Source organism: Brucella pseudogrignonensis, assembly GCF_031454375.1.
In the GTDB taxonomy this organism is placed as follows: domain Bacteria; phylum Pseudomonadota; class Alphaproteobacteria; order Rhizobiales; family Rhizobiaceae; genus Brucella; species Brucella pseudogrignonensis_A.
Genome location: NZ_JAVDQT010000001.1, coordinates 790,351 through 805,088 on the forward strand (window position 1 = coordinate 790,351; position 14,738 = coordinate 805,088).

The following is a 14,738-nucleotide window of genomic DNA, read 5'->3' on the forward strand; positions in this document are numbered from 1 at the left end:
AATCTTTTAACGTTAACGTAATCTCCCAATTTTTTTTGGCTGACGCTATCAAATTTTCTTGAAAAGCGATTTCTCGAATACAGTTTCGGACGTTGCTTTCTGCCAAGCTGCGCAAAGTGCCGCAGTGGATTTCATCCCGCATCGCGTTAAAAGCCCGACAGTTTATCTACGGGCAAGCAAGCGAGGTACCACAATGGCAGAAGCAAGCGCCGCCGATCTTTTCCCGATGGGCGAAGACAAGACCCCTTATCGCAAACTGACCTCCGACTATGTTTCAGTTGATACATTTAAGGGACAGGAAATTCTGAGCGTTGACGCGGAAGGCCTGCGCATTCTGTCGGAAGCTGCCTTTGCAGACATTAATCACCTGCTGCGTCCTGGTCATTTGCAACAGCTTGCAAATATCACGAAAGACCCTGAAGCCACTGATAACGACCGCTTCGTCGCTTATGATCTTCTGAAGAACGCCAATATTGCGGCTGGTGGCGTGCTGCCTATGTGTCAGGATACCGGCACAGCGATCATTATGGGCAAAAAGGGCCGTCGCGTCTGGACCGAAGGTGGCGATGCTGATGCGCTCGGCGCTGGCGTTCTTGATGCTTATAACAAGAAAAACCTGCGCTATTCGCAGCTCGCACCTCTGTCGATGTTCGAGGAAAAAAATACCAAGAACAATTTGCCTGCTCAGATCGACATCTATGAAGAAGGCGAAGACGCTTACAAATTCCTGTTTGTTGCCAAAGGTGGCGGTTCGGCAAATAAGACGTTTCTGTTTCAGGGAACACCTTCACTGCTGACACATGATCGGCTGATCGAGTTTCTGAAAGATAAAATCCTTAGCCTCGGCACAGCCGCCTGCCCGCCTTATCATCTGGCAATCGTTATCGGCGGCACATCTGCCGAAATGAACCTTAAGACCGTCAAGCTCGCGTCTACGCGCTATCTTGATGAACTCCCCACCGAGGGGTCGGAAACCGGCCATGCGTTCCGTGACCTTGAAATGGAAGCGGAAATTCACAAGCTGACGCAGTCGCTCGGTGTAGGCGCGCAGTTTGGCGGCAAATATTTCTGCCATGACGTGCGCGTTATCCGCCTGCCCCGTCATGGTGCGTCCCTGCCTATCGGCCTTGGCGTTTCCTGCTCAGCCGATCGTCAAGCGAAGGGCAAGATCACCAAAGACGGTATTTTCCTTGAGCAGCTCGAAACCAATCCAGCCCAATACATGCCAGAGATTGACGAGGAAAAACTGTCATCGCATGTGGTCAAAATCGACCTCAATCAGCCGATGGAAGATATTCTGAAGGAACTGTCGAAACATCCGGTCAAAACCCAGCTTTCGCTGACAGGGTCGATTATCGTCGCACGCGATCTGGCGCATGCGAAAATTCGCGAACGTCTAGAAAATGGCGAATCCATGCCGGATTATTTCAAGAACCATCCTATCTATTATGCTGGACCGGCCAAAACGCCGACCGGATATGCATCAGGTTCGTTCGGCCCAACAACGGCTGGCCGTATGGATTCTTATGTCGATCAGTTCCAGTCATTCGGCGGGTCAATGGTAATGCTGGCAAAAGGCAATCGCTCGCGACAAGTTCGCGAAGCTTGCGGCAAGCATGGTGGCTTTTATCTGGGTTCCATTGGCGGACCAGCCGCCCGTCTTGCTCAGGATTGTATCAAAAAAGTTGAAGTCGTTGAATATCCAGAGCTCGGCATGGAAGCCATCTGGCGCATTGAAGTGGTTGATTTCCCTGCCTTCATCGTCATTGACGACAAGGGCAATGACTTCTTCAAAGAACTCAATCTAGGCTAAAAACAAAGGGCGATCTGATCAAGATCGCCCTTCTCTTTATCGTGGATCGCGTTTCAGGCCTTTTTCGGCCAGCTCATCCAGATAGGTCTGCCAGAGCGTTTCTTTCTCTGTGCCAAGCTTATGGAGATAATTCCACGAGAACAGGCCTGTATCGTGCATGTCGTCAAAGGTGATGCGGACGGCATAATTGCCCACAGGGTCCATGCGCATGATTTCGACATTGCGTTTGCCGCCAACGGTCACGCGTTGTTCCGGCGAATGGCCCTGCACTTCTGCAGAAGGCGACAAAACGCGCAACAATTCTGCCGTCAGTTCAAAGCGTTCGTTACCTTCAAAAGCCACCGTCAAAAGCTTACGATCCTTTGAGACACGCAGTTCAGTGGGCCAGACATCGCTCATAATCATTCTCCGTCGCTTCGAAAGCGTATGTTTCTTCAATAAACATACCGTCCATTAGCGTCTATTCTTATTATTCGCATTTTGTTGAAGGTGGTTTGATTGAACACAAACTGGACAAAGTGGACGAGGAAAACTATCTCTATTCATAAATAGCGAGCAAACTTCGCGAAACATGGGAACATATGGCAAATATTACGCAACGGCTATTTCAACTGCCTGATGTTTCTCCGAATGGACCGATGATCGATCCGTTTGGACGAGCTGTAACTTATTTGCGTGTTTCTGTTACCGATCGTTGCGATTTCCGCTGCACATATTGCATGGCAGAGCATATGACTTTTCTGCCGAAGAAAGACCTGCTCACACTCGAGGAACTTGACCGCATTTGTAGCGCTTTTATTGCTAAGGGCGTGCGCAAGTTGCGTCTGACTGGCGGTGAGCCGCTGGTCCGCAAAAATATCATGCACCTCATTCGCGGTCTTTCGAGGCATTTGGAAACTGGCGCATTGGATGAGCTGACACTCACCACCAATGGTTCGCAGCTTGCCCGCTATGCAGAGGAACTGGCTGATTGCGGTGTGAAGCGCATTAATGTTTCTATTGATACGCTTGATCCGGATAAGTTTCGCACCATCACCCGCTGGGGCGATGTTAATCGGGTTATCGAAGGAATTGATGCGGCGCAAAAAGCCGGTATCCGTGTAAAAATCAATGCGGTTGCACTCAAAGAATTCAATGAGTTTGAAATACCAGAGCTGATCCGCTGGGCGCATGACCGAGACATGGATATGACGCTTATTGAAACGATGCCCATGGGCGAAATCGAAGTTGACCGGACAGATCAATATCTTCCGCTGTCAAAGCTTCGTGCTGACCTAAGCCAGCAATTCACGCTAACCGATATTCCATATCGAACTGGTGGACCTGCCCGTTATGTCACGATTAGGGAAACGGGTGGTCGTCTGGGCTTCATTACTCCGCTGACGCATAATTTCTGTGAGAGTTGCAATCGCGTGCGTCTTACCTGCACGGGCATGCTTTATATGTGTCTCGGTCAGAATGATGAGGCTGATCTGCGTGCGGCGGTGCGTGCGAGCGAAAGCGACGGCGTGCTCAATGATGCGATTGATGAGGCAATCTCACGCAAGCCCAAAGGCCATGATTTCATTATTGATCGCGACCACAACCGGCCAGCAGTTGCGCGTCATATGAGCCTTACTGGCGGATAAATAATTTGAATAAGTTCACAACAAGTATCGATTGGACCGAATCCAAACGATAAGCTAGCGATATGGAACCATAAACCGGATTTCATATTGTGCCGCAGTCAGCAAACTTTCGTGCAAGCATGTTTATGCTTCTCGCCATGGGTACGTTTACCATCGGCGATTCCATAACTAAATATTTGCTCGTCCATATGAACAGCGGTCAGTATATGTTTCTTCGTGGAATATTTGCCACGATAGCCATCGGCTTGCTGGCATGGCGCAACGGAGCGTTTCGCAACCTCTCACTCGATCCAATGACGATGCTTCGTGTGCTGGGCGAGGTTTTGGCGACAATCACTTATATCTACTCACTCGGCCACCTTTCTCAGGCATTCTGTTCAGCAGTTTTTCAGGTAACGCCGCTCGTTGTGACGCTCGGCGCAGTGCTATTTCTAAATGAAAAAGTCGGCTGGCAGCGATGGATGTGTATCTCGATAGGGCTTATCGGAGTCATCATTATTATCCGCCCCGGTGCAGACAGCGCTACAAATCTTGCAGTGGTTGGCGTTCTCTTATCCAGCGTATGCTTCACAGCCATGCGCGATATTGCAACGCGGCGGATTCCAGCCAATATCCCAACGCTTTATCTCTCGACACTCACCGCCGGATCCATAATGATTACGGGCGGCGCGCTGATAGAGCCAATGGGCGGTTGGCAACCTGTTAGTGCCGGACCTGTGCTTCTGATGGCTTTAGCGGCGGGGCTTTTGCTGGTTGGCTATCACTTCATCATCATGGCCATGCGGGAAGGTGAAATCTCATTTGTATCGCCATTCCGTTATTCGAGCCTGCTGTGGGCGATAATGCTGAGCACCGTCGTTTTCAATCAGGCACCAGATTCCTATACAATCGCCGGATCGGTTCTTGTGGTAGGAAGTGGAATTTACATGGTCTATCGCGAAAACATCCGTAAAAAACGCGAACAGAAATTACGCAAGCTGGGAACTATTTAATGCCTAAAGCAATGCACATCGCAGGCGCTATTATTGCGGGAGGACAATCCAGCCGCATGCGTGCAGATGGCATTGCTGGTGATAAATTCCTTCAATTTCTTGGCTCAAAGTCAATTCTGGAGCAGGTGGCCGCTCGGCTTTCACCACAGGTCGATCACCTGTTTATCAATACAAACACCGACAAGAGTGACCTTCCTGACTTGAGCTTACCGATAATTGCCGATGTTCAATCGCATTATGGCGGCCCGCTTATTGGCCTTAAGACTGCATTCGAGTACGCGCGCGTATTTTCATTCGTGCTTAGTGTTACCGGCGACTGCCCTTTCATTCCGTCCGACCTGATGGACCGTCTTTATGAACGCCAACAAAAAACCGGCGCACGCATTGTGATGGCAAGTTCCAAGGGCCAGATTCATCCAATTTTCGGCCTTTGGAAGCCAAATCTCCTGCAGCCATTAAACGCGTGGCTGGAACATACTGAAAAGGCTAGCGTACTGGCTTTTGCACGAACCATCGGATTTGAGACAGTTGATTTCCCGCTTCAGGCATTGCCGAAAACTACCGAAACCTACGATGCATTTTTCAACATCAACACAGCCGAAGACCTGAAAAACGCAAGAAAGCTCTATGAGGCGCTGCAATGACCGAAGCAAACATTGGTACCAAAAAAATATTCGGCATTACAGGTTGGAAAAACTCAGGTAAAACGACGCTCACTGAAAAGCTTGTGCAAGAATTTACCGAGCGCGGCTTCAAGATTTCAACCGTGAAACACGCGCACCACAACTTCGACATTGATCACGTCGGCACGGATTCGTGGCGCCACAGAAACGCTGGTGCGGGTGAAGTGGCAATCGTCTCATCTGCGCGTTATGCGATCATGCATGAAAATCTGGGTGAAGAAGAGCCTTCACTGGAAGAGATTGTCGCAAAACTCTCGCCTTGCGATCTGATTCTCGTAGAAGGCTATAAACGCGAATCTCATTACAAAATTGAGCTGCGACGCACGGGTGGACACACTGGGCCGGCCCTTTCGGACGACGACCCAACCATCGTTGCTATCGCCAGCGATCACATCAACCACGACGCGAAATTACCCGTGTTTAATTTGGACGCGATTGCCGATATTGCAGACTTCGTTCAGCAAGTCATGAAGATGTGAGGATTTCTCTTATTTTTTCACATTTCGCAGTGCTAAAATTGGAATTACCACCATACAACGCAAAATTCCCTTTTAAATAGCTATATTGCATGCACAATTAAATTACGCGGACCATCTTGCAATCCACCCGGAATTGGTGGGAATATCAGCTTCTGGGTAGATGATTGGGCATGTTCAAGAAAAAATATTGCGCGTTGTTGTGTCCAGCATCTATGTGTAGTGAATGAGGGATCACTGTCAGACTTGCTAATGATAAAACATGTCAACAGCATCCTTTAAGCGGCTGAACCAGAAAAAGAATCAGGGAACCAGCCACAACGAAACGAGAGGACTAAGAATGCGCGTTATTCAGCGTATCGCTGCAGCAACATCCGTAGCAGCACTTGCAATCACACTCGGCAGCATGACCGCCGGTATCGCCAATGCTCAGGAACCCCTGAAGCTTAAAATCGGTACGGAAGGTGCTTACCCTCCATTCAACTTCATCAAGCCAGATGGCACACTTTCCGGCTTTGACGTTGATATCGCCAAGGCGCTTTGCGACGAAATGAAAGCCGAATGTGAATTCGTTACGCAAGAGTGGGACGGCGCGATCCCTGCCCTTCAGTCCGGCAAGTTCGATGCCTTCATCGCATCCATGTCGATTACTGACGAACGCAAGAAGCAGGTCGATTTCTCGAACAAATATTACAACACACCTCCCGGTGTTGCTGCTCCTAAGGACACTGATATCAAAGGCGTGACCAAGGAAGATCTCGCAGGCAAGACAGTTGGCGTACAGGTTTCGACCACGCATTCCAACTATTCTGAAAAGACCTTCACCGACAGCACGATCAAAGCCTATCCGACTGCTGAAGAATATCGTCTTGATCTGGCAAACGGTCGTCTTGATGCCGTCAATGACGACAGCGTGACCTTGGCTGAATGGCTCAAGTCGCCAGATGGCGCTTGCTGTAAGATGGTTGGCACCTTCCCGCCTGTGATTGAAATTCACGGTCCGGGTGCAGGCGTTGCTTTCAAGAAGGGCCGCCCTGAGCTTATCGAAAAGTTCAACGAGGCAATCAAGGCAATCCGTACCAACGGCAAGTACAAAGAAATCAACGACAAATACTTTGATTTCGATGCCTATGGTGCAGAAAACTAAGATAATTTAACTTTTATGCGCCGGTTTACTCCCAAGTAAACCGGCGCGACTATTTGGACTGTTCATAAATTTCAAGATCTGTAAAAGGCGCGAAGCCGCGACTTTAAAACAGGCGTAGCAAACAGATCCAAGGGAAGAGATTAGGCGCATGGAACATTACGCCACCTTATTGAGCTTTGGTCCAGAAGGATGGGGCCGAAGCATCGCCTGGGGACTTCTCGTCACCATTTCGCTTGCTCTGGCTACATTACCGCTAGGATTAATTCTGGGATTTCTGGTCGCGATCGGAAAGCAATCCTCAGAACCGTCCATGCGACTTGCAAGCAATATTTACACAACCATTTTTCGTGGACTGCCCGAACTTCTCACACTGTTTCTGGTCTATTTCGGTGCATCGCTGTTGCTGCAGCAGGCACTCGCATTTTTTGAAATCAGTGCGAAAATCGAGATTAATGCCTTTGTCGCCGGCATGATCGCGTTGGGTTTTGTTTTCTCATCCTATTCGAGTGAAGTCTTCCTCTCGGCCTTCCGTGCCATTCCGCGTGGACAATATGAAGGCGGCTATGCGGTTGGTCTTTCGCATTGGCAGACCATGCGCAAGGTCATCCTGCCGCAGCTCATCAAGATCGCTTTGCCGGGTCTGGCCAATCTCTGGCTCGTACTGTTGAAAGACACATCACTGGTCTCGGTCATTACGCTCTCTGACATTCTGCGTCAGACCTCAATTGCGGCGCGTGTCACGAAAGAACCATTCCTATTTTTTGGCGTCGCATGTCTGCTCTATCTGGTTCTTGCGATCATCTCCTCCTACTTCATCAACCGTATCGCTCGCTGGGCGGATGCTGGTAACAACGCGTCGCGAGGAGCCTGATTATGAGTGAAACCATTTCAGAGGTTCTTGCTCCGCCGCCAGTTGAACGCAAGTGGACGCGTCTCAGAATAGCCGGACATATCATTGTTGCGGTATGGGCGTTGCTCTTTGCGGGTCTTGCCATCTATCTCTACAATACGTGGCGTGTTGATCTGTTTGAAACCTATGGGCCGCGTTACTGGTCCGGCCTTCTGGTCACACTGCAACTGGTTGCAATTTCTATCGTGATCGGTGCGATCCTGTCGCTCCCAATCACTGCCGCGCGAATGTCTAAGAACCGCTTCCTGCGCGGTCTGGCATTTGGTTATGTCTACTTCTTCCGTGGCACACCGCTTCTGGCTCAAACCTTCCTGATCTATTACGGTTTTGGTACGTTCAGACCTTTCCTCGAAAGCATCGGTCTATGGGTGTTTTTCCGTGATGCTTGGAACTGTGCTATCCTTGCCTTCTCGCTCAACACGGCTGCTTATCAGGCAGAAATCCTGCGTGGCGCTATTCAAAGTGTGGCACTCGGACAGTGGGAAGGTGCTGCAGCCCTTGGCATTTCAAAGCGTGTCACCTTCTGGAAAGTCATTCTTCCACAAGCTTTGATTGTTGCACTTCGCCCTTACGGTAATGAAATCATTCTGATGATCAAGGGATCGGCAATCGTTGCAATCATCACGGTTCTCGACCTGATGGGCGAAACACGCCGCGCTTATTCACGAACCTTCGACTTCCAGACCTATATCTGGGCAGCGGTTATCTACTTGCTCATCGTCGAGTGTTTGCGACACATCTGGGATTTCCTCGAAAGACGATTAACCAGACATTTGGTCCGCTAAATTAAAGAATAAAAGAAAACTAATCGCCCCCGGTAGCCTTGCAGCCACCGGGGGCGATCTGCTTTAAATGCACGCCTGATCTAAAGCATGTCGCGGAAAAGTGGGAACCGGTTTTCCGATAACGACATGCGTAAAAACAAAGAGATAAAGCGTGTCGATTGAATACGATAAGTTGCGACATGCTTTAAAGCGTTATGAACGCAGTTCCGTAATAAGATGACAGGCCAAAAATGCTAAAAATCTGGGGTCGAATTAATTCAACCAACGTAAAAAAGGCGCTTTGGGCAGCCGAAGAACTTGGTCTCGCATATGAACAGATCGACGTCGGCGGGCAGTTTGGCGGGTTGCAGAATACCGATTTTCTATCCCGCAATCCCAATGGTCTCATTCCGCTTTTGGAGGATGGTGAAACCACACTCTGGGAATCAAACGTCATCGTGCGTTATCTGGCGGCAAGCAACCCCAATGGTGGGTTATGGATCGAAAACCCTGCGCAGCGAGCCCAAGCCGAAAAGTGGATGGATTGGGCTTCAACGACGCTTTACAACGATTTTCGTGACATCATCATGCATCTGATCCGCTTGCCTGAAGACAAGCGTGATCCGGCGATTTTGCAGCGCGGCATTGATGGGCTTACACGCTCGTTCCAAATTGCGGAAGAAACGCTTTCCACTCAACCGTGGCTCTCAGGCGAGGCTTTTGGCATCGGTGATATACCGCTTGGCTGCTATGCCTATGCATGGTTCGAATTTCCGATGACGCGCCCTTCTTTGCCCCATTTTGAAGAATGGTATCAGCGCCTGACGCAACGCGATGCTTATCGCAAAGCCGTCATGACACCCCTCACCTAGTGATGACGCCACATTACGTGTTTCTAGGCATTCAAAAATTCCCTCTGGAGGTATCCGACAATGACAGCAATTAAAGTGGCTTTTCTCGGCCTCGGCGTGATGGGCTATCCAATGGCTGGCCATCTGAAAGTAAAAGGTGGCTATGATGTCACCGTCTTCAATCGCACAATTGCGAAAGCTGTCAAATGGGCTGAACAATTCGGTGGCAATCATGCTGCGACACCGGCAGAAGCTGCGCGTGATGCTGACTTTATCTTCTGCTGCGTAGGCAATGACGATGACCTGCGGCAGGTGACAACGGGGCAGGATGGCGCTTTCTCAACGATGAAAAGAGATGCCATATTCATCGATAACACAACTGCTTCAGCAGAAGTTGCACGTGAGCTCGATGCCGAAGCTGAAAAGCGTGGTTTTCATTTCATTGATGCCCCGGTTTCGGGCGGACAAGCCGGCGCTGAAAATGGTGTGCTCACAGTTATGGTTGGTGCAAACGAAGACGTTTTTGAACGCGCAAAGCCAATCATTGAAGCTTACGCCCGTTCAGTCGGCCTGATGGGGCCTGTTGGTTCGGGTCAGCTTGCAAAAATGGTCAACCAAATCTGCATCGCCGGTCTGGTACAGGGACTTTCTGAAGGCATTCATTTTGGCAAGAAAGCTGGCCTAGATATCGAAAAGCTGATCGGTGTTATTTCCAAGGGCGCTGCAGGCTCATGGCAGATGGAAAATCGCCACGGCACTATGAATGAAAGCAAATATGAGTTCGGCTTTGCCGTCGACTGGATGCGCAAGGACCTCGGTATCTGCCTCGATGAAGCCAATAGAAACGGCGCATCATTGCCCGTGACGGCTCTTGTCGACCAGTTTTATAAGGAAGTTCAGAAGCTTGGCGGCGGTCGATGGGACACGTCATCCCTGCTGGCTCGCCTTGAAAAGTAGTTTGCTTTCAAAACAAAAAAGCCCGGCAATGCCGGGCTTTTCTTTTACAATGCAGAGATCAAAATTTGACTTTAGCAGTTAGAGACAATGCGCCAATGAAGTCATTGCCAAAGTCGCCTTTAGAACCACTAGGATTTGCCACACCATTGATAACCGTGTCATCCATTTCGCCAGACGTCAGCCAACCTGCCGCACCAGCCAGGCGAACTTCGAAATTATCGGTCGCCTTATAATTGGTACCGAGGCCAAACAGCCAGATATCGGTTTGTGATGTAAGACCTGTGGTGGTGCCACGATCCCAAGTCACGGTTCCCGCCGCCGACCATTGCTCGTTGAACTTGTGACCAATACCGCCACTCACTGTCCAGCCGTCCTGATAGTACATATTCAAATTGGTAATGTTTGCTCCCTTGGGAACCACCCTACCTGGTACAACTTGAACATTGGTGGAAGCATTGAATGAAACACGTTCAATACTCGACCAGTCCGTCCATTTAATCGAACCAAAAGCCAGCCAATCAGGCGCTATGCCTGTCTGGAGCTTAAGCTCTACAGATTGCGGTGTCGCGACATCACTTTCAACCGGAATGGAAATAGCCTGATTGGTAAAAGGATTTACGGCGAGGTTGTCGATAGAGCCCGACAAATTGTATTTTACTTCTGACTGGTAAACTAAACTCGCTCGAATTGCATATTCAGGGAGTTCATAGGCAGCACCAAGGCGCCAGCCGACAGCTTTGTCTTCTACATCAAGTGAAGCAATGCGACGCTCGCCAGGAAATGGGAAGTTAGTCGGGTTATTAAGCGGACTGATCCCGGGAATCATACGCGTCTGTTCACCCTTCAATTCCTGATAGCTCACACCACCAAGAATTCGAAAGAAGCCTTTTTCACCCGCTGAAAAACGGTATGAACAGTTCAAACCATAATCGTTTGATGAAATTTTCTGCTCAATCGCCGTGTACATTCGAACTGTATCAGTACCGACGTCCGTATGAATGCCCCACGGTTGACGATATTGGGCGGAGCATGCCAAATCATCGGTCAGATCGACTTTAGCCGAAAACTTGGGCACCCAATAACCTTTAGCCTCATCGACTTCTGTCGAATATGGCTGGTTCGTAACTGGATTTATACCACCAGTTCCATAAGGTGCGGGTAACGTTCCCACCGCGGAACCACGTATATTCTTCAATTTACGCTGCGGCGATACAAATGTGCCTGTCGTATCAATGACAGTACCCTGCTCAAACAGAATATCAAAATCCTGCGAACTGCGCTCGAAGCCACCCGCATGTGCGCTGACCGCACTCCCCAGCAAAGCGGTAGCGATTCCCGCGACTTTCAGGCTCTTAACCTTCATAAAATGTCCTCCCAAACACAATGTAGCGATCCCGATAATTTTTACTTTGACGCAAACGTAAATCAGGAATGTTTAAACCCGCAAGGTGCATTAATTTATGTGTGATTGGGTAGCGAAACATGGATATGACGAAAATCCCAAATTGATAGGTACAATTTCTAAAACTTCTAAACTTCTAAGCTGACTTCACAAAATTTAAGCCGTTTTTCGCCGTTTTTCGGCCCAATTATCGTCTTGTTGCCAAAGCGCAACAACGTCAAAAAACAATCGAAACGCTGGTTCGATGAGCGCTAAAGTCTAAAAAACGCGATCCGAATACAACTCCAATAAATAAAGCATCCGCCGATGAAACCAGCGGATGCTTATGATTCGCGCAAAACCTGAAGCCGTTTTTAATTATCCAGCTTCACGAATACGTGCTTCAGCGGTCGCTACACGGGCGGCTGCTTCTTTCAGTTCGGCCAGACGCTCACGATCAGCCTGAACGACCTCTTCTTTCGCATTCGCTACGAACTTCTCATTTGAAAGCTTCTTATCGATCTTTTCCATTTCAGCAGCAATTTTGCCTGCTTCCTTGGCCATACGAGCAGCTTCAGCTTTGAGGTCAATCAAGCTGCCAAGAGGCAAGCAAATGGTTGCTTCGCCATGGACCAGCTGAGCAGAGCCCTTTGGTGCCTCTTCAGCAAAGGAAACCGACTCCACACGCGCCAGACGCTTAATTGCAGCATCGTGGCGCGTAAAGCGGTCAAGCGTTGCAGTATTGGCTTCGAGAACGACGATAGGAGCCACAGCACCGGCTGGAACATTCATTTCCGCACGAACAGAACGAACGCCCATGACGAGATCAACCAGCCAATTAATGTCAGTCGCAGATTCTTCGTCTTCGAACGACAATTGCGGCCACTCTGCCAGCGCCAGAACGCTATCGCGCTTTGTACCCTCACCTGCGGTCAGCGTCCAAAGCTCTTCGGTCATGAATGGCATGAATGGATGAAGCATCTTGTAGATCTCATCCAGACAATAAGCCGCCGCTGCCTGTGCTTCCGCCTTTGCCGCCTCGTCTTCACCCATAAAGATTGGCTTGAGCAGTTCCAGATACCAATCGCAGAACTGGTTCCAGACAAAGCGATAGGCTGAACCTGCCGCTTCGTTGAAGCGGTAGTTCGCAATACCATCAGTCACTGCGCGGGTTGCCTTGGTCAGTTCCGTGAGAATCCAGCGATTGACCGTAAGCTTGGCATCATCCGGCTTGAAGTTCGGATCAAGCTTAACGCCATTCATCTGGGCAAAGCGTGTCGCGTTCCAAAGCTTGGTTCCGAAGTTACGATAGCCAGCAATACGTGCAGGATCGAGCTTCACGTCGCGACCCTGAGCAGCCATGATGGCAAGCGTAAAGCGCAACGCATCCGCGCCATACTCATCCATCAGCTCCAGCGGATCGATAACGTTGCCCTTGGATTTGGACATTTTCGCACCGTGCTTATCGCGCACGAGCGCATGGAGATAAACCGTATGGAACGGAATCTCTTCCATAAAATGCATGCCCATCATCATCATACGGGCAACCCAGAAGAACAGGATGTCAAAGCCCGTAACGAGAACGCTGGTTGGGTAATAGGCTGCGAGTTCTGGTGTCTTGTCTGGCCAGCCCAGCGTTGAGAACGGCCAAAGACCCGACGAGAACCAAGTATCCAGAACGTCGGTATCGCGTTCCAGAGCAACCTCTTCGCCGTAATGCGCAAGAGCGGCATCTTTTGCTTCTTCTTCGCTCTTCTCAACAAACCACTTGCCGTCAGGTCCATACCATGCCGGAATCTGGTGCCCCCACCAGAGCTGACGCGAAACGCACCACGGCTGAATGTTTTCCATCCAGTCGAAATAGGTCTTTTCCCAGTTCTTTGGCACGATCTGTGTGCGACCATCACGAACCGCAGCCATGGCTGGCTTCGCGAGTTCTGCAGCATTCACATACCACTGATCGGTCAAATATGGCTCAATCGGCACGCCGCCGCGATCACCATGCGGAACCGCATGTGTGTGATCTTCGATCTTTTCCAGATAGCCCTGCTCTTCAAGCGTCTCGATAAGACGCTTGCGAGCTGCGAAACGATCCAGTCCTTCAAACTCTTTGATGAGCGCAGTGAGCTCGTGTGTGAGTTCCAGACCTTCAAGGAAATCAACGTTGTTTTTCAGCGTGATCGCCGCTTCAGGGGTAAGGATATTGATTACACGCAGATCGTTGCGCTTACCGACTTCAAAATCATTGAAGTCATGCGCAGGCGTGATTTTAACCGCACCCGAACCTGCTTCTGGATCAGCATAATCATCGGCAACAATCGGAATACGGCGGCCAACAAGCGGCAGCACGATATTGTTGCCAATGGATGCGTGATAACGCTCATCCTTCGGATTAACCGCAACGCCGGTATCACCCAGCATCGTTTCAGGACGCGTTGTAGCGACAACGATAAAGGTATGCGGGTTCTCAGGGTCAAAAGGCACGTTTTCCAGCGGATAACGCAGATGCCAAAGATGCCCCTTGATCTCACGGGATTCGACTTCAATGTCCGAAATCGCAGTCAGCAGCTTTGGATCCCAGTTGACCAGACGCTTGTCGCGATAAATCAAACCCTGCTTATAAAGCGACACAAAGACTTCGAGAACCGCCCGCGACAGACCTTCATCCATGGTGAAGCGCTCACGCGACCAGTCGCACGATGCACCAAGGCGACGAAGCTGATTAGAGATCAAGCCACCCGATTCCGACTTCCACTGCCAGATGCGCTCAATGAACTTTTCGCGGCCCATAGCGTGACGGTTTGGTTCCTGACGCTCCGCAAGCTGACGTTCAACAACCATCTGCGTCGCAATACCTGCATGGTCCATGCCCGGCTGCCAAAGAACATTCTTGCCGCGCATACGCTCAAAACGGACCATAATGTCCTGAATCGTATTGTTGAGCGCGTGGCCCATATGCAGCGATCCGGTCACGTTCGGCGGAGGAATGACAACGGCGAATGGATCAGCGCCAGGCTTTGCACCTGCACCCGCTTTAAATGCGCCAGCCTCTTCCCAGCGTTCAGCGATTTTCGGCTCAACAGCCGCGGCGTCATAAGTCTTTTCAAGCATGGAACTATCCGGTCTGAATACGGAA

13 protein-coding genes are annotated in these 14,738 nt (G+C 50.0%); 10 read left to right on the plus strand and 3 right to left on the minus strand.

What is annotated here, in order from left to right:
• Nucleotides 1–193 precede the first annotated feature (193 nt).
• Entirely contained in the window at nt 194–1,813 is a 1,620-nt protein-coding gene (locus tag J2782_RS03925) for a fumarate hydratase (RefSeq protein WP_310010272.1), read from the plus strand.
• A 36-nt stretch (nt 1,814–1,849) separates the two neighbouring features.
• Here J2782_RS03925 and J2782_RS03930 read toward each other — a convergent pair whose 3' ends face one another.
• Complete coding sequence (locus tag J2782_RS03930; RefSeq protein WP_310010273.1) at nt 1,850–2,212, minus strand: gamma-butyrobetaine hydroxylase family protein; 363 nt, start codon at nt 2,210–2,212, stop codon at nt 1,850–1,852.
• A gap of 182 nt (nt 2,213–2,394) precedes the next feature.
• Here J2782_RS03930 and moaA point away from each other — a divergent pair, with 182 nt between their 5' ends.
• From moaA to J2782_RS03975, 9 genes are all read left to right on the plus strand, one after another.
• Complete coding sequence (moaA, locus tag J2782_RS03935; protein WP_310010274.1) at nt 2,395–3,441, plus strand: GTP 3',8-cyclase MoaA; 1,047 nt, start codon at nt 2,395–2,397, stop codon at nt 3,439–3,441.
• 125 nt (nt 3,442–3,566) lie between these two features.
• Nucleotides 3,567–4,433 carry a DMT family transporter gene (locus tag J2782_RS03940; RefSeq protein WP_310011055.1) on the plus strand — a complete coding sequence of 289 codons (867 nt, stop codon included), beginning with the start codon at nt 3,567–3,569 and terminating at the stop codon, nt 4,431–4,433.
• Nucleotides 4,433–5,077: a molybdenum cofactor guanylyltransferase gene (mobA, locus tag J2782_RS03945; RefSeq protein ID WP_310010275.1), complete on the plus strand. Its 645-nt coding sequence runs from the start codon at nt 4,433–4,435 to the stop codon at nt 5,075–5,077. Before J2782_RS03940 ends, mobA begins: the two co-directional genes overlap by 1 nt.
• Nucleotides 5,074–5,595: a molybdopterin-guanine dinucleotide biosynthesis protein B gene (gene mobB, locus J2782_RS03950; RefSeq protein ID WP_310010276.1), complete on the plus strand. Its 522-nt coding sequence runs from the start codon at nt 5,074–5,076 to the stop codon at nt 5,593–5,595. The genes mobA and mobB overlap by 4 nt, the downstream gene beginning before the upstream one ends.
• Nucleotides 5,596–5,932: 337 nt before the next feature.
• The gene (locus J2782_RS03955; RefSeq protein ID WP_310010277.1) at nt 5,933–6,739 is read left to right on the plus strand and encodes an ABC transporter substrate-binding protein; all 807 of its coding nucleotides are present in this window, start codon (nt 5,933–5,935) and stop codon (nt 6,737–6,739) included.
• A gap of 148 nt (nt 6,740–6,887) precedes the next feature.
• Nucleotides 6,888–7,610 (plus strand): ABC transporter permease, encoded by a 723-nt coding sequence (locus tag J2782_RS03960; RefSeq protein WP_310010278.1) that lies wholly within the window; start codon nt 6,888–6,890, stop codon nt 7,608–7,610.
• A gap of 2 nt (nt 7,611–7,612) precedes the next feature.
• Nucleotides 7,613–8,434: an ABC transporter permease gene (locus J2782_RS03965; protein WP_310010279.1), complete on the plus strand. Its 822-nt coding sequence runs from the start codon at nt 7,613–7,615 to the stop codon at nt 8,432–8,434.
• A gap of 230 nt (nt 8,435–8,664) precedes the next feature.
• Complete coding sequence (locus J2782_RS03970) at nt 8,665–9,285, plus strand: glutathione S-transferase family protein (protein WP_310010280.1); 621 nt, start codon at nt 8,665–8,667, stop codon at nt 9,283–9,285.
• A 60-nt stretch (nt 9,286–9,345) separates the two neighbouring features.
• Nucleotides 9,346–10,221 carry an NAD(P)-dependent oxidoreductase gene (locus J2782_RS03975; RefSeq protein ID WP_310010281.1) on the plus strand — a complete coding sequence of 292 codons (876 nt, stop codon included), beginning with the start codon at nt 9,346–9,348 and terminating at the stop codon, nt 10,219–10,221.
• A gap of 58 nt (nt 10,222–10,279) precedes the next feature.
• On the opposite strand, the gene J2782_RS03980 is transcribed toward J2782_RS03975, so the two are convergent.
• Entirely contained in the window at nt 10,280–11,584 is a 1,305-nt protein-coding gene (locus tag J2782_RS03980) for an OmpP1/FadL family transporter (protein WP_310010282.1), read from the minus strand.
• A 396-nt stretch (nt 11,585–11,980) separates the two neighbouring features.
• On the minus strand, nt 11,981–14,713 hold the full coding sequence (locus J2782_RS03985; RefSeq protein ID WP_310010283.1) for a valine--tRNA ligase: 2,733 nt from the start codon (nt 14,711–14,713) through the stop codon (nt 11,981–11,983).
• Between the last annotated feature and the right edge of the window lie 25 nt (nt 14,714–14,738).

Excerpts from the sequence above, each read along its gene's own strand:
- J2782_RS03925 (WP_310010272.1), top strand. The coding sequence starts at position 194 with ATGGCAGAAGCAAGCGCCGCCGATCTTTTCCCGATGGGCGAAGACAAG.
- J2782_RS03930 (WP_310010273.1), bottom strand. The coding sequence starts at position 2,212 with ATGAGCGATGTCTGGCCCACTGAACTGCGTGTCTCAAAGGATCGTAAG.
- moaA (WP_310010274.1), top strand. The coding sequence starts at position 2,395 with ATGGCAAATATTACGCAACGGCTATTTCAACTGCCTGATGTTTCTCCG.
- J2782_RS03940 (WP_310011055.1), top strand. The coding sequence starts at position 3,567 with ATGCTTCTCGCCATGGGTACGTTTACCATCGGCGATTCCATAACTAAA.
- mobA (WP_310010275.1), top strand. The coding sequence starts at position 4,433 with ATGCCTAAAGCAATGCACATCGCAGGCGCTATTATTGCGGGAGGACAA.
- mobB (WP_310010276.1), top strand. The coding sequence starts at position 5,074 with ATGACCGAAGCAAACATTGGTACCAAAAAAATATTCGGCATTACAGGT.
- J2782_RS03955 (WP_310010277.1), top strand. The coding sequence starts at position 5,933 with ATGCGCGTTATTCAGCGTATCGCTGCAGCAACATCCGTAGCAGCACTT.
- J2782_RS03960 (WP_310010278.1), top strand. The coding sequence starts at position 6,888 with ATGGAACATTACGCCACCTTATTGAGCTTTGGTCCAGAAGGATGGGGC.
- J2782_RS03965 (WP_310010279.1), top strand. The coding sequence starts at position 7,613 with ATGAGTGAAACCATTTCAGAGGTTCTTGCTCCGCCGCCAGTTGAACGC.
- J2782_RS03970 (WP_310010280.1), top strand. The coding sequence starts at position 8,665 with ATGCTAAAAATCTGGGGTCGAATTAATTCAACCAACGTAAAAAAGGCG.
- J2782_RS03975 (WP_310010281.1), top strand. The coding sequence starts at position 9,346 with ATGACAGCAATTAAAGTGGCTTTTCTCGGCCTCGGCGTGATGGGCTAT.
- J2782_RS03980 (WP_310010282.1), bottom strand. The coding sequence starts at position 11,584 with ATGAAGGTTAAGAGCCTGAAAGTCGCGGGAATCGCTACCGCTTTGCTG.
- J2782_RS03985 (WP_310010283.1), bottom strand. The coding sequence starts at position 14,713 with ATGCTTGAAAAGACTTATGACGCCGCGGCTGTTGAGCCGAAAATCGCT.